Genomic DNA, 18094 nt, shown 5'->3' on the forward strand with positions numbered 1-18094 from the left:
GTCGCACTGATGAACCCCATGCTGAAAACACTGGCGGTACTGGCGATCGGTTCCCTGGCGATGGTCGCCCACGCCGAAGAGCTGAAAGTCATGACCTCCGGCGGCTTCACCGCTGCCTACAAGGTGCTGGGTGCGCAATACGCCACCCAGAGCGGCGACACCCTCGACACCATCCTCGGCCCGTCGATGGGCAAGGCGCCGGAAGCGATTCCCAACCGCCTGGCCCGTGGCGAACACGCCGACGTGGTGATCATGGTCGGCTACGCATTGGATGAGCTGATCAAGCAAGGCAAGGTCGACAAGGCGTCCCGCGTTGAACTGGCGGACTCGCGCATCGGCCTGGTGGTCAGGGAAGGCGCGGCCAAGCCCTCGATTGCCACCGATGCCGAACTGAAGACGGTACTGACCAACGCCAAATCCGTCGCGTACTCGGACAGCGCCAGCGGCGTCTACGTCGAAAAGGAACTGTTCAAGAAGCTCGGCATGCCGTCCAAGGGCACCATGATCGAACGCATCCCGGTGGCCTCACAGGTGGCCAAGGGTGATTACGAAGTGGGCTTGCAACAGGTGTCCGAACTGCTGCCGATTCCAGGCGTGACCTACGTCGGAAAGATCCCCGAAGACGTGCAGTCCGTCACCCGTTTTGCCGCCGGCATTCCGGTAAATGCGCAGCACCCGGCGCAGGCGAAAAAGCTCCTGCAATTCCTCGCCTCGCCCCAGGCGCAACCGGTGGTGCAATCCACCGGCCTGGATTCGGTCTCACACTGACCGGAACGGCATCTCCCGCGTCAACCGCTCCAGTTCCAGTGCCGCCGGCGTCAACGTACGCCCGCGGCGCTTGATCAATCCCACGTTGCGCACCACCTCCGGCTCCACCAGCGGCACGCTCGTCAGAATCGGATGTTCGCCGCCCGGCATCGCAATCGACGGCACCATCGCCACCCCAAGCCCCGCCTCCACCAGCCCGATCATGGTCGTCACGTGATGGGTTTCGCAGATGCTTGGTTTCTTCACCCGCACGCCGCGCAGGGCCTGGTCCAGCAGGAAGCGGTTGCCTGAGGTCTTGTCCACGGTGATGTAGTCGTGCTCGTACGCCTCGGCCCACGTCACACTGGCGCGGTCCGCCAGCGGATGCTCCCGGCGACAGGCCAGTACATAACGCTCCTGCAACAGCAGCTCGAACTCCACCCCGTCTGCCAGGCTGCCGCTGAAACTCACGCCGAAATCCGCCTCGCCACTTTCCACCGCCGCACACACCTCGCCCGCACTCGCGTCCAGGACCCGCAGGCGAATCTTCGGATAGAGCTTGTGGAATTCGGAGATCACGTGGGGCATGAAGTAGTACGCGGTGGACGGCACACAGGCGATGGTGACATTGCCCATACGGGTCGAGGCGACGTTGCTGATGCCCATCAGGGCGATGTCCAGGTCATCGAGCATGCGCTCGACTTGCGGCAGGAACGCGCGGCCGACCATGGTCAGGCTGACCCGGCGCGTGGTGCGTTCGAAGAGTTTGACGTCGAGGGCGGATTCGAGCTTCTCGATACGCCGGCTGAGGGCCGGCTGGGAGATACGGATGGCTTCGGCCGCCGCACGGAAACTGCCCTTGTCTACGACGGCGCGGAAGGCTTGGAGGTCGTTGAGGTCGAAGTTGATGATCACGGGGGCAGCCATTGGTTGAGCAGATGTGGCGGGCATTATCGTATGGAGGCTGGCGGGATGCTATTGGCGCGGGCCACAGACTCGGGATTAGCCAATAACCCTACGGAAAATATGCGGTCATACATATCAGCAGGGAATTTGCGTAGGTTGGAAACGAGACTTCTGAAAAGCGTCAATACTGACAGCTCTTAGGTACCACCTCACAGGTCTAACATGGGAAAAACAGTTGTCAGCACAACACTGCTGATTTGTCTTACTGGATGCGTAGGGATCCATCTAGCCCTTCCCGATGATAAAGATGCTCACACCAACACCCGACCACAACCTACCAAACGTGAATGGTGCGGAATGACTGTATGGGCTGTAGTTCCACTCCCACTGAAATTGCCTATGTGCAACTCGCCTCCTGCCAAATCCCCGCTGTATGCCTGCGGTCCCTTTATGTTTCTCGCACCACTCATGCATGGGTATAAAGGAAATTCTTTATGCGGGAAAATTCCTACTTAGAGCCTCTTGCAGGATGACGACGACAATCAACCGCAGCGGCAATCTTTTCCACTCACGAATACAGACTGGTAACGCAATCAATGGATGAAACAATAAAAAGGACTTCCAGCCCTGCGCCTCTCTATCGAGCGCTTCGAGCGGGGTTGTGGCTCCTGGGTTTGCTCTGCCTTGCAGCTTTGGGCTTCTTCGCCTGGCAAAGCTTCTACCCGGTCAGTGCAGCCGAAGACTGGAGTGTTCATGTCGTCCACCGAGACGTAGCAAAGGCCGCATCACTGATGCCGATGCCCGACGGTTCGCTGATGGTGAGCCAGGAATTGAGCGATGGGCTTGGCAGTATCGTGCGCATATTGCCCGACGGAAAACGCGAGCTGGTTGTAGGAAAACTATCCAAGCCCGATGGCATGGTCGCCACTCAGGGCGGCTGGGTGTTCAGCCAGGAAGTGGATGGCGCGCCGGTCAGTTTCCTCAAGGACGGCGTCGTCACTGAGCTGTTCAGGGGAGACAGCGTGCAAGGGCTGTGGGACGACGGCGAGTACCTGTATGCCATCGAAGACCGCAAGGTCAGGGCGCGGATTCTGCGCTATCACTGGAGCGACAGGACCTTGAGCGTCGTGCGTGACCAACTCAGCGAAGGCGAGTCGATTGTTCGCTGCACGGATGGGCGCATGCTCTACACAGAAAAGAAGAAGGGCGTGGTGCGAGAGCTGACCATCGACGGTAGCGACCCGGTGGTACTGAGCCATTTGAACAAACCCACCTTCCTGATGTGCGATGAACGCGGGTTATGGATCAACGAGGATTCAACCCACCGTGCGCGTTTGTTGTTGATCGACAAGCAAGGACGCCAGCAGACGATCCTGTCTTTCCTGAAGGCGCCACAGTCGATTGTGCGTACGACGAAGGGAACGTACCTGGTGGCCGAAGGTGGCCGTGACCGTATCCTGGAACTGGTGCCCTCCGTGGCACGGGTAGACCCGGTTACAGCTGAAACCGCGCCACCGCCTCATTGAGCGACACGGCCAAGCGCGCCAGCTCTTGGCTCGACCCGTTGATCTGCCCCGCTCCCGAAGACGACTGCGCAGACAGGTCACGAATATTGACGATGTTGCGATCCACTTCCTTGGCCACCTGCGCCTGCTCCTCGGCGGCGCTGGCGATGACCAGGTTGCGCTGGTGAATCTGGTCGATGGAGTCGGTGATCTGGCTCAAGGCTCCACCGGCGCCTTCGGCCAGGATCAAGGTTTCGCTGGCCCGCTGGGTGCTCGATTGCATTGAGGTCAGTGCCTCGCTGGAGCCACTGCGCATCGCGGTGACCATCTGGTCGATTTCCAGGGTCGATTGCTGGGTGCGATGGGCCAGCGCACGCACTTCGTCGGCCACCACGGCAAAGCCACGCCCGGACTCACCGGCACGCGCCGCCTCGATGGCGGCGTTCAGGGCCAACAGGTTGGTCTGCTCGGCGATGGAGCGAATCACATCGAGCACCTTGCCGATGTCCCGCGATTGATCGGCGAGGTTTTGCACCAGGCTCGAGGTTTCACCGATGTTGGTACTCAACGCCTGAATCGCACTGACGGTTTCGCCGACGCGCTGCTGGCCGTCACGGGCCGTTTCATTGGAGAGCCGGGTGGATTCGGAAGTGGAGACCGCATTACGTGCCACCTCATCGGCGGCCGAGGTCATCTCGTTGACCGCGGTGGCGGCTTGCTCGATTTCAGCGGTCTGCTTTTGCAGGCTACGGCGGCTCTGGTCGGTGATGCCGTTGAGGTCGGTGGCCGATGCCGCCATCTGCCCGGCCGACTGGCGAATCAGCTGCAAGGTACTGCGCAGGCTGCCTTGCATGCTCTGCAGTGCCACCAGCAGGCGGGTCACTTCGTCATCGCCGGTGACGTCAACGGTCTGGGTCAGGTCGCCTTGAGCGACGTTTTCGGCGGCACGCACCGCGTGGCTGAGCGGGCCGACAATGCTACGCGTCAGCAACCAGGCCAAGGCCACGGTGCTCAACGCCGCCAGCAGCACGAAGCCGAAGACCATCGTGCGCGAGCGGCTGTACTGCAACTCGGCCGTCTGGCCCTGCAGGTTTATCTGGGCGTTGTAATAGTCGGCCAGGGCATTGAGCTGATTGCCGGAACCGTCGACCACGGTCTTCATGTCCACCAGCAGCAACTTGTTCAGCTCGGCGGTCTGCTGCTTGTCGGCGAGGATGAATGACTGAGTGAGACCTTGCTGATACTGACGCAGGGAGACCTGGAACTGATCATAAAGATTGCGTACCTCGGGGGTATCAATCACCGCATTCAGGTCGGCCAGTTTCTTCGTCAGATCCTGGCTGCGGGTGTCCATCTGGCTACGGTATTGCGAGAGGCTCGCGGGATTGGGATCAAGGGCCATGCGCAGGGAAATAGTGCGGATGCGCAGCATGATTTCGCGGATATCCGAGACCAGGCGCATTTTCGGCACCAGGCCACTTTCAACCTGCACGGCGCTTTCGCGGATGCTTGCCATGTTCGAGAGCGCAAAGAACCCCAACAGCGCCACGAGCAAGGCAATCAAGGCAAAACCGAGACCCGCACGGCGGGCGATGGACAGGCTGCGGAGCGACATGGCGATTGTTCTCATTATGGGCATACGACATCGTATGACAGAGTTTCGGCCAGTCAGGGCGGGACTTTAGGGGTGTCGACCAGAAGTTAAGAGATATAAATTATCGACGTAAAAGGCCCACGGGTCGGACGCGCCTTGAATGTATTTCCAAGGCAGTCCGGGGCGCTTTATTCAGCGGGTTACATTGACCACGCCTGCGCACTTGCAAAAAAAGCCTGAGCATTACTGTCCAGCGTTTCCAGGTGATACCCGCCCTCCTGCACGATCACACACGGCAACCCCAATCCACGAATGCACTCCCCCAGCCGCGCAAATCCTTCCCGCGTCACCGCCACTTTGCTTTGCGGATCCAGCTCGTAGATATCGAACCCCAGCGACAACACCAGCACGTCCGCCGAGAAGTCCTTCACTGCCTTCAATGCCAGTTCCAGCTTTTGGAAAAACACCGCCTCACTCGCGCCATGCGCCATTGGCAGGTTGAGGTTGAAGCCTTCCCCCTTGGCTGCGCCGCGCTCCTCCGCAAAGCCTGCAACCCCCGGATAGAAGTTGGTCGGGTCGCCATGAATCGACACGTACAGCACGTCATCACGCTCGTAGAAAATCTCCTGGATGCCTTGCCCATGGTGCATGTCGGTGTCGAGTACGGCGACGCGCTCGAAGCCAGCGCGCAACGCCTGCGCCGCAACCGCCGCGTTGTTGATATAGCAGAACCCACCGGCTGCATCAAAACGCGCGTGGTGGCCTGGCGGGCGGCACAGCGCGTAGGCCGCGGGTGCGCCGTCGAGGATGTCCCGGGAGGCAGCGACGGCGCTTTGGGCGGACCAATAGGCCGAGCGCCAGGTGAGTTCGCCAATCGGGCAACTGCCGTCGGCGAGGTAGCGCGCCGCCTGGGCAAGGATGCCGCGCAGGGCGTTGGGCTCGCGCACGAAGATGTTGGACATGACTTCGTCGCCCCAGTCTTCGGGGATTTCTTTCCAGCGCTGGTGGGCTTCCTGGAGGAAGGCCAGGTAGGCCGCACCGTGCACAGCCAGCAGTGGATCAAGGCCCTGGTCGTGGGGTTGCTGGATGTCGAAGCCCAGGTTTTGCGCGGCCAGCAGCAGATTGCGGGCGCGCTCCGGGACTTCCTGCGGGGTACGCATCTGGCCACGGGAGTAGTAGCTGCGAGGATGGTGCAGGAGTTGTTCGGGGTGGAAATAAGTACGCATGGGATTTCTCCTGATGGGCACACATCTGCGATTGAACACCGGACCTGTAGGAGCTGGCTTGCCTGCGATTGCGGTGGCTCAGATACAAATTTGTTGCCTGAACCACCGCTATCGCAGGCAAGCCAGCTCCTACATTTTGATCGTGTTCAACCTTGCAGAAATGTTTCGTTAATTAGCCTGGCCGGCACGTTTCAACACGGCATTGAGCAATACATCGGTACCCTGGCGAACGTCCTCGGGCAGCACATCTTCGGCTTCGTTATGACTCAAGCCGCCCACACACGGGATAAAGACCATCGCCGTGGGGCAGAACCGCGCCAGGTGGATGGCGTCATGGCCAGCACCGCTGACAATCGATTGCTGGGCATAGCCCAACGCATCCACGGCGGACTGCACACAGGCGACACACTCGGCATCAAACGGTGTCGCCGGGCTGATCCAGTGCGGGCTGACGGTGACGCTCAGACCACGTTGGGCAGCGATATCCTGCAAGCGGGTGCGCACCTGTTGCTCCATGGCTTCTATGTCGGCGTCGCGGTGATGGCGCAGGTCGACGGTAAAATTCAGCAGGCCGGGAATGGTGTTGCGCGACGACTTGGCGATGCTCAATTCACCCACGGTCGTGAGGCCCTCAGGCGCAAAATCAGCCGCCAGGTTTTCCAGCGACTGGATCATCTGCGCGGCGCCGTACAAGGCGTCCTTGCGCAGTGGCATCGGCGTGGTCCCGGCATGGGCGGCCATGCCTTCCACGCGCACGTCGAGCCAGCGAATCGCCTGCCCACCGGTGACCACGCCAATGCTCTTGGCGTTGTCTTCCAGAATAGGACCTTGCTCGATGTGCGCTTCAAAATACGCATCCACCGCGCCGCCCAATGGGCGCTGGCCGTTGTAGCCGGTGCTGCGCAACGCATCCGCCACGCTGACACCGGCGACATCCCGGGTGGCCAGCGCGTTATCCAACGCCAAGGTGCCAGTGAACACCGCCGAGCCGAGCATGGCCGGGGTAAACCGGGCGCCCTCCTCGTTGGTCCATACCGCGATTTCCAGTGGTTTGCGGGTCTTGATGCCGTGGTCGTCGAGGCTGCGGATCACTTCCAGTCCGGCCAGCACACCATAGACGCCATCAAAGCGCCCGCCTTCCGGCTGGGTGTCGAGGTGGCTGCCCATCATCACCGGCGCAGCTTCAGGGTCGGTGCCAGCCCGGCGGGCGAACAGGTTGCCGATGGCATCGACGCTCAGGGTCAGCCCGGCCTCTTCACACCAGCGGCTGAACAGTGCGCGGCCCGCCTGGTCTTCGGCGCTCAACGCCAGGCGGCAACTGCCACCGCGGGCCGTGGCGCCGATTTCGGCCATGGCCATCAGGCTGGCCCACAGGCGCTCGCCATTAATCTTCAACATACACATTCTCCAATCAAACGCTTCAAGCCATTTCAAGACGGTGGGCGGTGGCGTGACGCCGGGACAACGCAAGTACGCACAGCAGCGAAACCCCCGCGATCGCGCTGTAGAACACTGCCATCGGCCACCACTGGCCCTGGTATTCATGGGCCAGCCAGGTGCCGATCAACGGCGTGAGGCCACCGGCCAGTGCGCCGCACACTTGGTAGGCCAGGGAGATGGCGGTGTAGCGCACGCGGGTTTCGAACAAGCCGCTGACGAAGCCGGCAATCACCGCATAAAACGAGGCCATGCACACCACGGCCAGGGCGATGCCGAGGATGATCAATGGCGCCTGGCCGCTGCTGACAAGCACGAACATCGGATAAGGCGAGGCCATCGCAAGCACGCTCATCGCACACAGAAAACGAGTGGCACCGACCTTCTCCGCCACCCAGGCCGCCAGCGGCTGGACACAGAACTGGATGATGGCCACGACAAACAGGCATTCCAGAATCAACGAGCGCGGCAGGTTAAGTTGCTGGGTGGTGTAGGCAATCATGAAGGTGTTGGTGAAATACACCCCGGCAATCCCCAGGGTGTTGGCACCGATGCACAGCAGCAGCGGGCGCCAGGCCGTTTTCAGCACTTCGATGACCGGGGCCTGATCCTGAGTGATGGTCCGGGCCTTTTCGGCCTTGGCTTTGTCTTCCAAGAACTCGGGGGATTCGTTGACGCCCAGGCGGATCGCCAGGCCGACGATCAACAACAAGGCACTGGCCAGGAACGGCACGCGCCAGCCCCAACTGAGCAGGTCGGCTTCCGGCAGACGGGTTACCGCACTGAAGGCCAGCAACGACAGGATCAAACCCGCCGGGCTACCCAGTTGCGCAAAGGAGGCAAAGAAATTGCGACGGCCTTTGGGTGCATGTTCGCCGGCCATCAGCACCGCCCCGCCCCACTCGCCGCCAACGGCGATGCCCTGCACGATGCGCAGCAGCACCAGCAACACCGGCGCCGCGACGCCGATCTGCGCGTAGGTCGGCAACAGGCCGATACATACGGTGACCACGCCCATCATCACCAGCGTGATCACCAGGGATTTCTTGCGACCGATACGGTCACCGATATGCCCAAACACAATGCCGCCCAATGGCCGGGCGAAAAAGCCCACGGCAAAGGTGCCGAACGCGGCCATGGTGCTGAACAGTTTGTCGTCGGAAGGGAAGAACAATTGACCGAACACCAGCGCGGCGGCGGTGGCGTAGATGTAAAAGTCGTACCACTCGATCATGGTGCCGATGAAAGCGGCGGCCGCGGCACGGCGCGGCTGCGGCGAAGCGGAAGGCTTCATGGGGCTGGCTCCTTTGGTTATTTTTTTGGCAGGAGAAAGGTCTGGCGCACGCGCTCTGATGGCGCTGGTTGAGGGTGATTTTTCGTCTCGGCCCTATGATTAGTCAATTTTCTATTTATTATTCCGATTATAAATCCTGCTTATTATCGAGCTGTCGACATGCCTGAAAATCGCCGCGATGTTCATCCGCTGCTCAATGACCGCCTGGACTGGAACCTGTTGCGCACCTTCCGGGTGATCGGCCAGGAGTTGAGCATCAGTCGCGCCGCCGCCCGCCTGCACCTCACCCAGCCGGCCATCAGCCAGGCGCTCAAGCGCCTGGAAGAACAGCTCGACTGCCAGTTGATCGCCCGGCGCGGCCCGCGCTTCGTGCTGACCGAAGCCGGCGAGCAGATTTTCGCGATCGCCGGCGAGATGTATGGCCAGGTCTCGCAGATGAGCAACGCCCTGCAAAAGCCTGGCGACGAGGTGCTTGGCAAAGTGCGGTTGCTGATGATCAGCCGGATCAGTTCGGACACCTTTGATGACTTCCTGGCGGACTTCCATCGCCAGCATCCCCGGGTCGACCTGGACGTTGAGGTGATGCGCAGCTCTGACATCGTCGCCGCCCTGCTGGAGAAAACCGCGACGCTGGGCCTGAGCCTCAATCGCCGGCCGCAACCACGGCTGGAGCAGCACCTGTTCCTGCGTCAGCGTTATGCATTTTTTTGCGGGCGGCATCACCCGTTGTTCGGACGCACCGGGCTGGCGGAGGGAGATTTGCAGTCGGAGAACTTCGTGAGTTTTACCAGCGACCAGATCGGCGGGATGCTCTCGCCGTTGACGATCTTTCGCGACCAGCAGGGCTTCAGCGGGCGCATCGTGGCGTCGTCCTCCAGCCTGGAGGAAGTGCGGCGCCTGGTGATTGCCGGGTTTGGCCTGGGCTGCCTGCCGATTCATGTGGTGGCCGAGGATGTGAAGCATGGGTTGCTCTGGCGCTTGCCGCCAGACGAAGGGATTACCGACGTGGATATCCACCTGCTGTGGAACCGTGAGCAGAAGATGAGCCGGGCGGAGACGGTGTTTATCGAAAGCCTGTCGGCACGGTTGGCCGCAGAATAAATGGCGTGATATGCAAGTCACTTGGCGGCCTCTTGCTAGTGTATGAGAGAGGCCCGTCGACCATCATTCGTTCACAAGTTACTCCCGCAGTCTCAAACGAAGAGGTGTTCGAATGTCCAGGATATGGTTTATCACCGGCAGTTCCCGCGGCCTCGGCCGCTCGATTACCGTAGCCGCCCTGCGCGCCGGTGATCGTGTGGTTGCCACCGCGCGCAATCCCAAGCAGTTGGATGACTTGGTGGCCGAATACGGCGAGGCGATTTATCCGGTCACGCTGGACGTGACCAATAACCAGCAGGTGCTGGAAGCGGTGGATGCCGCGGTGAAACATTTTGGTCGCCTGGATGTGGTGGTCAATAACGCCGGCTACGGTGACCTGGCGTCGGTGGAAGATGTGACGCTGGAGGATTTTTCCGCGCAGATCAGCACCAACTTCTATGGTGTGGTGCACGTGAGCAAGGCGGTGGTGCCGGTGCTGCGCGCCCAGGGCCGTGGGCATATCTTCCAGGTATCGTCGTTGGGTGGCCGCATCGGCATGGCCGGCCTGGCCGCGTATCAGAGTGCGAAATGGGCAGTCGGTGGATTTTCCACAGTACTGGCACAGGAAGTCACACCACTGGGCATCCAGGTGACCGTGCTGGAGCCGGGCGGCATGCGCACGGACTGGTCGGGCAGTTCCATGACGATTCCGGCCATCAGTGAGCCCTACCAACAAACGGTCGGCGCCCTGGTTGAATTGCTCAACTCCCCCGGCATCCTGCCGACGGGTCCGGACCGGGTTGCCGAAATCGTGCTGGAGCTGGCACTGAACAAAGACGCCCCGCTACGCTTGCTGATCGGCAGCGATGCCGTGCAATACGCCGCCCGTGCAGCCGCAGATTTGGCCGAGTCGGATAAGAAGTGGCATGACCTCAGCGTGTCAGCCTCGGATTAATCTCACGCTTTTGAAAAAGGTGCCGCATGCCTGACGTGACCCAACCCCGTTTCAACATACCGGATGTGTTCTGGCTGGCGCTGCAGAGCGTCGGGCTGGAGCCGTCGGTGGTGTTGCGTCAGGCACGCTTGCCCATGACCCTGCATATCCGCGAGCGGCGAGACCGGCGGCAGGTGACGACGCTGGAGTTCTTTCGCTTGTGGGAGGCGGTGCGCATACTTAATCCTGATCCGGCTGTCGGGATATTACTGGTGACGCGGCTGGATATCACTGCGCTTCCACCCTCCAGCTTTGCCGCTTTTATCGCCCGGGATTATCGCGATGGCCTGCACCGCCTCGCCCGCTTCAAGCAATTGTGCACACCCGAGCGCCTGCTGGTTTGCGAGGATGGCCGTGCCTGTACGGTGACCATCGACTGGTTGCACACGCCAGAATTACCGCCTGCGCTGCTGGTGGATGCGGCGTTTGCGACGTTTGTTGAATTGGGGCGACGGGGAGCACGGACGCAGATCACTCCCCTGCAGGTCGAACTGGTTCGCCCGGACGATGGCAGCCGTGCACTGGCCGAGTTTTTCGGTTGCTCCGTGCGTTTTGGTGCCGGGCGCAACGCGCTGATACTGGACGCCGCCGATCTGGACCGACCTTTTCCGGGGTACAACCCGCAAATGCTCGAAATGCTGAACCCGGGCCTAGTGGCAGCGCTTGCCGAGGCCTCGACACCGGCCAGCATCAGCCATCAGGTCAAGATCACCCTCAAGCGCTTCCTGGCCAGTGGCCGCCCCGAGATGGTCGAGGTAGCGCGGGAACTGGGCATGAGCGAACGCACGTTGCAACGGCGCATTACCGAGGCCGGCACCAGTTTTCGGCAACTGATGCTGGAAACCCGCCAGGAAGTGGTGCGGCATCTGCTCACCGAGCCGTCGATTGAGATAGACGAGATCGCGTGCCTGGTGGGCTATGAAGATACCAACTCGTTTTATCGTGCGTTTCGTTCCTGGGAGGGGACGACGCCGGCTCGGTGGCGGGCGTTGCAGACGCCCTCATCGTCTCATTGAAGCTATGCCGACAAAGCCTTCTCGGCACTGCGCGCCATGATCTGCAAATCCTCGAACGGGTTTCTGCCAATCAACATGAACGCATGGGACGGGCTGGACCAAAACACCACGTTCATGCCCCGGCGCTGTTCGGTGGCCATGGCCACCGCACCTTTTTTCGCCGCCGTAATGCACAGCGCCAGCGGGCCGTGGCGCGCGTCGAGGTAGGTCAGTTGGCCGATCAGTACGCCGTCATAATCGAGGATTTGTGCGCGGCGAAATTCGGCGCCAGGCAGGTGTACTGCATCCGGGTTCAACGACAGGCCGAGCTGGGTCCCGACCGAACTCAGCTGGGCGATATGGGAGTCGGGATCGGCGCTGAGGTTTTCCAGGGTCTGGGGCGTATACAGCGCCATGTATTCGGCCACCGAGGCACGCCAGCCCGAACCGGGCTCAGGCCGGGGCCAGGTCATGAACAAGCGATCAGCGACCACACCGGCCACCGCAAAGCTTGCTGCTACCGCGAGAAATTTGCGTCGACTCAGGGTGGGTGTTTGTGCCGGCGGCAAGGCATCGAGCATCACCTGCAAACGCTCTGTAGGGGCTTGATCGAGAACCGAATCGAAGGCTGATTTGAACGGCAAGTGGCCGCGCTTGAGCAGCTCCAAGCGGGCTGTCACGGCAGGATCGATCCCCAGCAGGTTATCGATAAGCTGGCGCTGCCGAGGGTCTAACTCACCGTCCAGGTAAGCCACCAGCAGTTCATCCGACGGTGGTGTATTTTGAGTCATCGTCGTTCTCCGCTCGATTTATCCAACAAGCCGCTTGAGTGCGCAGTTTCAGCCAGCTTCATGCGCGCAGCGGCCAACCGGCTCATCACCGTTCCTACGGGAATATGCAGGACTTCGGCAATTTCCTTGTATGAGAGGCCTTCGACGTAGGCCAGAAAAACAGTCTCCCGCTGCGCTTCGGGTAATGCATTGACGCGCTTGATCACCTGCGCGGCCAGGACCTGGTCCTGAGCCAGGGCTTCACCGTCGAACGACAACGCCTGCTCGGCGTCGACAAACCCCTGCCCTTGCCGTACTCGCTGGGCGCGCAATTCGTTAAGCCAGATCGAATGCATGATCGTCAGCAACCAGCGGTCCAGCCGCGTGCCAGCCACGAACTGGCCTGCACGCTCCAACGCCCGCACGCAGGTGGCTTGCACCAGGTCATCAGCCACATGCTTTTGTCGCGACAGCACCAGCCCGTATCGCCATAAACGTGGCAACAGCTGGCTCAACTCTCGGCGCAACTCAGCGTCTGTGGTGATGGCAATCTCCCGGCTGTTCGCTCACAGGTTCAAGCCTGAGGCGCGGCGGCGATGGCTTCAGCCAGGTCTTCGTACTCTTCGCAGGTGGTGCTGCACAACGCCTTGATCTTCACCAGTTGCTCCTGGGCCAGGTCCACACGGCCCTTGATGACGTAGGCCTCCCCCAGGTACTCCCGGACTTGTGCGTAGTTGGGGTCCAGTGCCACGGACTTCAGGTAGTAGCTGATGCCTTCATCGGTGCGCCCCAGTTTGCGGGTGGCGTAGCCGCGGTAGTTCAGGGCCTTGGCGGTGTTCGGGTTTTGCAGGGTGTCGAGCAGTGACAGGGCTTCTTCGTAACGCCCGTCCTTGGCCAGGCGGTAGGCGTAGTCGGTGCGGTCGGCGTCCGACGTGGCCTTGCTGGTTTGCAGCACGCACTTGCCGGTCTTGGTATCCCAGACCTGGCCTTTGGGGCAGTTGGGCTTGGGCGGCGCCGATTCGTCACCGGAGGCATGGGCCTGGCCGGCCAATAGCGCGGCGGCCATACAGGCGCCGAAGAACAAAGCGGTGCGGTAACCAACGGCGTGCTCGGGACGATTCTTCATGGCATTCATGCTCCGTAACGATAGGGAAAGTACAGCAGCAAACTCAGTAGGGAAGATCGCCACGAGGGGCCGGCAGCATGCGGCGCAACGTGCTGTCGCGCTGGATGTAGTGATGCCACAGCGCGGCGCAGGCATGCAGCCCGGCGAGTACGATGATCGCCCAGGCGACATTGTTGTGCAGGCCACCCAGAGTGCCTCGCAATTCGTGATCGATCACAAAAGGCGCTGGCACCGGGAACAGTCCGAAAAAGTTGAAGGGCTCGCCCTGGGCCCAGCGGAACAGGAAGCCCAGGGTCACCTGCGTCAGTAACAACAGGTATAGACAGCCGTGGGCGATTTTGGCGGCCACGTTAAGCGCAGGGTGATTGTCGGCCTTTGGGTGATTGCCGCCGAACACACGCCAGAGGATACGTGCAGCGATCAGCACCGCCATGGCGATGCCCAGGGAGATATGGACCGATTGCAGGCCCTTGCGCAGTGGCGTGCCTTTTTCCAGGTTTTCCCAGACGTGGGCGCTGGCGAACATGAAGATCACCAGGGCGGCGGTCAGCCAGTGGAAGGTGCGGGTCAGGCGGTCGTAGCGGTCGGCGGGATTGTTCATGGGCGTTTCCTGAGTGGTCTGTGTGGTGAACACCGCAGCAGGAAAACTTATTCAGAGGGATGGAAAATTTACAGATTAGACTTGTTTATTTTCCAACCCCGCATCCTTGGTCAAAATATGCGAACTAAATGCTAGAAACTCATCCAGGTGTTTTGTAATGATCGCTACAGTAATCGGCAATTGAAGCGTCTGGTACTCGTGAACAGCAATGTTACGGAACCCGACCATGTTCTTCAGGTTGGTCAGCAACGCAGGATTGACCCAACCGCCCTGACATAACAACTCAAACACGTCACGAGCTCCTTGTGGAACACCCAGGCGCTCACGACGAATCAAGTGCTGGCCCATGTCCAGCGCTGCCTCACAGGCACGCTGAATATTCAAAATCGCCGCATCCTGGCGCGTGAAATCGGTGGTGAAGCTGGTGGGATCCTTATCGTATTCCTGACGGGCGCGCGCAACGCAACGCTCAATACTGGCTGCTTTATTGATGAGAACATCATCGACCATAAACTTTCCCTTCCTTCTGGATATCCGCCAACAACTCAGCCCTTGCCGTGTCCAGCGCGGTTTTTTCGCTCAGGACGTAGCTCTCGAATAGACCCGCCTGGACGTTCCCGGACCAGAGCCGACGCCCAGTGGTCAATACTTGGTATTGCATTACCGTTGAGGCTGCGCGCAAATCAAGCAAGTCGACGGGAACTCCAACGATATCGGCCAACTCCCCAGAAAGCTGCCATAGCAATAAAGGCTCGACCACTCCCGCAGAAAGGACCGCAACATCCAGATCACTCTCACTACCTGCCTCACCCGTCACTTGGCTACCGAACACATACACAGCCAATAGCTCGGGAACTTCAGCCTGCAAATGCGCCAGTACTTTTTTAAAATTCATGACCGATGTCCGAAGCGCCAATTAACGAAGACCGTAGCAGAATTCATTATGCAGTTTCTGACTGAAAGCAAAAAACCCCCGACAACATTGAAGTTATCGGGGGTTTTTCATTTTTCAATAATGGCGGAGAGATAGGGATTCGAACCCTAGGTACCGGTGAAGGTACAACGGATTTCGAATCCGTCCCATTCGGCCACTCTGGCATCTCTCCAACGGCGCGCATCATAACAGCCTGTTTCCTGGAAGCAAAGCGCCAAAGCGATTTTTTTCCGTGCTATCAGATGCTTGCGTCGGTTACAGCGGTACGCCGAGACGATTGGCGACTTCTTCGTAGGCTTCGATGACATCACCGAGGCCCTGGCGGAAGCGGTCTTTGTCCATCTTCTTGCGAGTGTCTTTGTCCCACAGGCGGCAGCCGTCCGGGCTGAACTCGTCGCCCAGGACGATGGAGCCGTCGTGGAACACGCCGAATTCCAGTTTGAAGTCCACCAGCAGCAGGCCGGCGTCGTCGAACAGTTTGCTCAGGACGTCGTTGACCTTCAGCGACAGCTCCTTCATGCGAGCCAGTTGCTCAGCGGTGCCCCAACCAAATGCCACCACGTGGGATTCGTTGATGAACGGGTCACCCTTGGCGTCGTCTTTCAGGAACAGCTCGAAGGTGTAGGGGTTGAGCTTGAGGCCCTCCTCCACGCCCAAACGCTTCACCAGGCTGCCGGCCGCATAGTTACGCACGACGCACTCGACCGGGATCATGTCGAGTTTTTTCACCAGGCATTCGTTGTCGCCCAGCAGTTTGTCGAATTGGGTCGGAATGCCGGCCGCTTCGAGTTTCTGCATGATAAAGGCGTTGAACTTGTTGTTCACCATGCCTTTGCGGTCGAGCTGTTCGATGCGCTTGCCGTCGAACGCCGAGGTGTCGTTGCGAAACAGCAGGATCAAGCGGTTGGCGTCGTCGGTCTTGTAAACCGATTTGGCTTTGCCGCGGTAGAGTTCTTCACGTTTTTCCATGATGGGCTCCGCTTGCTAAGTAGGTGGGCTAGGCGATGTGTCGCCAGTCGAGCCCTGAATCTTGATCGGCCAGTTGCAGCCAGTCCGGGTCGCACCCAAGGGTGTCGACAAAACATTGCCGGGCCAGCTGCGGCAGGTTGTTCTTGCTGCTCAGGTGGGCCAGGACCAGGTGTTGCAGGTCTTGCCAGCCCAACTCATACACCAGGTACGCCGCCTGGTGGTTGTTCAAATGTCCAAACTGCCCGCCGACCCGCTGCTTGAGAAAGGCCGGGTAGTGGCCACGCGCAAGCAGGTCACGGCAGTGGTTGGACTCGATCATCAATGCGTCGAGGTCCCGGTAACCGTCCAGCACCTTGGCGCAGTACGAACCCAGGTCGGTGAGCAGGCCGAAGCGCCGCTCACCGTCACTGAATACGTATTGCGTCGGTTCCTGGGCATCGTGGGCCACTTCAATCACATCGATGCTCAAGGCACCGATCTGCAATTGCTCACCACCGGCCAGCAAACCTGCAGGTTCGATCGGTTTGCGCATCCCGCGCAAGGTACCGCGACTCAGGTACACCGGAAGATTGTAGCGCCGAGACAGCAAACCCACGCCATGCACGTGGTCGGCATGTTCGTGGGTCACCAGAATCGCGCTCAGCTGCGCGGGGTGAACCCCCAGGCGCAGCAGGCGCCGCTCGGTTTCCCGCAGGGAGAAACCACAATCCACCAGGACGTACGTGTCGTCATGGGCTACAAGCGTGCCGTTCCCTTGGCTACCGCTGCCGAGAACGGCAAAACGCATCGGATCAGCCCAGGTTGTCCTGAATCACGCCCAACACTTTGCGTGCCACTTCTGCCGGCGCCACGGTGTTGATGTTTTTCTCGACGGTGACTTGCACGCTTTCGCCTACCTTGCTCAAACGAACCTGGTAACGCTCGGCGCGGGTCTCGATCTCTTCCTTGGTCGGCTTGCTGCCGAACAACTTGCTGAAGAAACCTGGCTCGTCGTCTTTCTTCTCGGCTTTTTCGGCCAGGTTGATGTAGTACAGGCCCAGGCTGCGGTTGATGTCTTCAACGCGCCATTCGCCGTGCTCCAGCGCGCGGCCGACACTCGACCAGGCGCGGTCCAGGTCTTCACCCAGGTTGAGCACCACGTTGCCGCTGCCGTCTTCGCTGAGGCTGACGCGGCTAGGTGTGTCAAAGCTACCGGCGGCGAGCAGGGAGACGGAGCCGCCCTTCTCGGAAATACGGCTCATGCTGGCGAGCATTTCGTCGACCAGGGCAGCGTCCACGCCGGTGTTGACCGAGCGCGGGGTGAAGTCGACGTTGGCGGTGCTGCCGGCAGGACGCTCGGCGCTGACTACGTAGACTTCACTGGTGTTGCGTTGCACGCCTGGCTCGATACGCACGCGGATGCGGGCTTCGCTGTCATTGGCTACACCACCGGCCTGCAGGCGCTTGGCCATGGATGCCGACAGTTCGCTGGTGTGCTGCCACGCGGTGGTGAATTCACCGGTCTGCGGGCGTTGTTCGTCAAGGCGGAAACCGTTGTCCTGGAAGAACTGCACGGCCACCGGCCAGACTTCGGCAGGTGGGCGCTGGGCCATGACCCAACGGGTGTCGCCGCTCTTCTGCAGGCTGTAGTCGCTGGCATCGGCCACGGCCGACAGCGGCTGTGGACGCGGCACTTCGTATTCACCCTTGAAGGTGTCGTCGGCCACGTTGCGCGGAATCGGCAGCAACGGGTCAAGGCGCTTGGCGACATTGACGTCCGGCGGCAATTTCATCGGGGCGGTTTGTTGGGCTTCCAGGTAATCGCTACCGCGGTCGCGGAAGTAGCCTTCCGGGCCCCAGATCCAACCGCAGCCACTGGTGCTGGAGATAATCAAGGCAAGTGCGGAAAGTCCGGCCAATCGCTTCATGCGTAGTGC

Annotated in this window: 19 protein-coding genes, 1 tRNA gene and 1 pseudogene; 5 read left to right on the forward strand and 16 right to left on the reverse strand. The window is 60.5% G+C overall.

The genetic code is table 11. The features are described from left to right. The first annotated feature begins 9 nt into the window (after positions 1 to 9). On the forward strand, positions 10 to 768 hold the full coding sequence (locus HX815_RS15935) for a substrate-binding domain-containing protein (RefSeq protein ID WP_177028554.1): 759 nt from the start codon (positions 10 to 12) through the stop codon (positions 766 to 768). Here the strand turns inward: HX815_RS15935 and HX815_RS15940 are convergent. Further along, the gene (locus tag HX815_RS15940) at positions 760 to 1662 is read right to left on the reverse strand and encodes a LysR family transcriptional regulator (protein WP_008437881.1); all 903 of its coding nucleotides are present in this window, start codon (positions 1660 to 1662) and stop codon (positions 760 to 762) included. The genes HX815_RS15935 and HX815_RS15940 overlap by 9 nt on opposite strands. A 665-nt stretch (positions 1663 to 2327) precedes the next feature. On the opposite strand from HX815_RS15940, the gene HX815_RS15945 reads away from it, so the two are divergent. Continuing rightward, positions 2328 to 3179, forward strand: coding sequence for a hypothetical protein (locus tag HX815_RS15945; protein ID WP_177028555.1), 852 nt, complete (start codon positions 2328 to 2330; stop codon positions 3177 to 3179). Here the strand turns inward: HX815_RS15945 and HX815_RS31915 are convergent. The 5 genes and pseudogenes from HX815_RS31915 to HX815_RS15965 form a co-directional block, all read right to left on the reverse strand. Beyond that, on the reverse strand, positions 3148 to 4011 hold the full coding sequence (locus HX815_RS31915) for a methyl-accepting chemotaxis protein (RefSeq protein WP_371136000.1): 864 nt from the start codon (positions 4009 to 4011) through the stop codon (positions 3148 to 3150). The two genes, HX815_RS15945 and HX815_RS31915, sit on opposite strands and share 32 nt — an antisense overlap. After that, positions 4006 to 4797, reverse strand: a pseudogene (locus HX815_RS31920) (MCP four helix bundle domain-containing protein); the annotation flags it as partial. The pseudogene HX815_RS31920 and the gene HX815_RS31915, both read right to left, overlap by 6 nt. A gap of 155 nt (positions 4798 to 4952) precedes the next feature. Further along, positions 4953 to 5978, reverse strand: a complete 1026-nt coding sequence (locus tag HX815_RS15955; protein ID WP_177028557.1) for a histone deacetylase family protein — start codon at positions 5976 to 5978, stop codon at positions 4953 to 4955. Positions 5979 to 6146: 168 nt separating this feature from the next. Then, positions 6147 to 7376 (reverse strand): Zn-dependent hydrolase, encoded by a 1230-nt coding sequence (locus HX815_RS15960; protein ID WP_008437876.1) that lies wholly within the window; start codon positions 7374 to 7376, stop codon positions 6147 to 6149. Positions 7377 to 7398: 22 nt separating this feature from the next. Beyond that, positions 7399 to 8709, reverse strand: a complete 1311-nt coding sequence (locus tag HX815_RS15965) for an MFS transporter (protein ID WP_177028558.1) — start codon at positions 8707 to 8709, stop codon at positions 7399 to 7401. Between the two features lie 159 nt (positions 8710 to 8868). On the opposite strand from HX815_RS15965, the gene HX815_RS15970 reads away from it, so the two are divergent. The 3 genes from HX815_RS15970 to HX815_RS15980 all read left to right on the forward strand — a co-directional run bounded on the left by HX815_RS15970 (position 8869) and on the right by HX815_RS15980 (position 11799). Continuing rightward, positions 8869 to 9810: a LysR family transcriptional regulator gene (locus HX815_RS15970; protein WP_003211934.1), complete on the forward strand. Its 942-nt coding sequence runs from the start codon at positions 8869 to 8871 to the stop codon at positions 9808 to 9810. Between the two features lie 112 nt (positions 9811 to 9922). Next, positions 9923 to 10744, forward strand: coding sequence for an SDR family NAD(P)-dependent oxidoreductase (locus tag HX815_RS15975; protein ID WP_008437872.1), 822 nt, complete (start codon positions 9923 to 9925; stop codon positions 10742 to 10744). Between the two features lie 26 nt (positions 10745 to 10770). Continuing rightward, positions 10771 to 11799 carry an AraC family transcriptional regulator gene (locus HX815_RS15980; RefSeq protein ID WP_003211939.1) on the forward strand — a complete coding sequence of 343 codons (1029 nt, stop codon included), beginning with the start codon at positions 10771 to 10773 and terminating at the stop codon, positions 11797 to 11799. Positions 11800 to 11801: 2 nt separating this feature from the next. Here HX815_RS15980 and HX815_RS15985 read toward each other — a convergent pair whose 3' ends face one another. The 10 genes from HX815_RS15985 to bamC all read right to left on the reverse strand — a co-directional run bounded on the left by HX815_RS15985 (position 11802) and on the right by bamC (position 18085). Next, positions 11802 to 12569, reverse strand: a complete 768-nt coding sequence (locus HX815_RS15985; RefSeq protein ID WP_177028559.1) for an anti-sigma factor — start codon at positions 12567 to 12569, stop codon at positions 11802 to 11804. Beyond that, the gene (locus tag HX815_RS15990; protein ID WP_003211943.1) at positions 12566 to 13063 is read right to left on the reverse strand and encodes an RNA polymerase sigma factor; all 498 of its coding nucleotides are present in this window, start codon (positions 13061 to 13063) and stop codon (positions 12566 to 12568) included. Before HX815_RS15990 ends, HX815_RS15985 begins: the two co-directional genes overlap by 4 nt. 59 nt (positions 13064 to 13122) lie before the next feature. Beyond that, positions 13123 to 13674, reverse strand: coding sequence for a tetratricopeptide repeat protein (locus HX815_RS15995; RefSeq protein ID WP_017479232.1), 552 nt, complete (start codon positions 13672 to 13674; stop codon positions 13123 to 13125). Between the two features lie 43 nt (positions 13675 to 13717). Then, entirely contained in the window at positions 13718 to 14275 is a 558-nt protein-coding gene (locus tag HX815_RS16000) for a cytochrome b (protein WP_087692600.1), read from the reverse strand. Between the two features lie 75 nt (positions 14276 to 14350). After that, positions 14351 to 14785, reverse strand: coding sequence for a DUF86 domain-containing protein (locus HX815_RS16005; protein ID WP_003211948.1), 435 nt, complete (start codon positions 14783 to 14785; stop codon positions 14351 to 14353). After that, positions 14775 to 15170, reverse strand: a complete 396-nt coding sequence (locus tag HX815_RS16010; protein WP_087692601.1) for a nucleotidyltransferase domain-containing protein — start codon at positions 15168 to 15170, stop codon at positions 14775 to 14777. The genes HX815_RS16005 and HX815_RS16010 overlap by 11 nt, the downstream gene beginning before the upstream one ends. Positions 15171 to 15291: 121 nt before the next feature. Then, positions 15292 to 15381 (reverse strand) — tRNA-Ser (locus HX815_RS16015). An 83-nt stretch (positions 15382 to 15464) separates the two neighbouring features. Then, on the reverse strand, positions 15465 to 16178 hold the full coding sequence (gene purC, locus HX815_RS16020) for a phosphoribosylaminoimidazolesuccinocarboxamide synthase (protein WP_003211975.1): 714 nt from the start codon (positions 16176 to 16178) through the stop codon (positions 15465 to 15467). 28 nt (positions 16179 to 16206) lie between these two features. Then, entirely contained in the window at positions 16207 to 16965 is a 759-nt protein-coding gene (locus HX815_RS16025) for an MBL fold metallo-hydrolase (protein WP_003211977.1), read from the reverse strand. 4 nt (positions 16966 to 16969) lie between these two features. Continuing rightward, entirely contained in the window at positions 16970 to 18085 is a 1116-nt protein-coding gene (gene bamC, locus HX815_RS16030; protein ID WP_177028560.1) for an outer membrane protein assembly factor BamC, read from the reverse strand. Positions 18086 to 18094: the final 9 nt, after the last annotated feature.

This window comes from Pseudomonas sp. E6002 (assembly GCF_013385565.1).
Lineage (GTDB): Bacteria > Pseudomonadota > Gammaproteobacteria > Pseudomonadales > Pseudomonadaceae > Aquipseudomonas.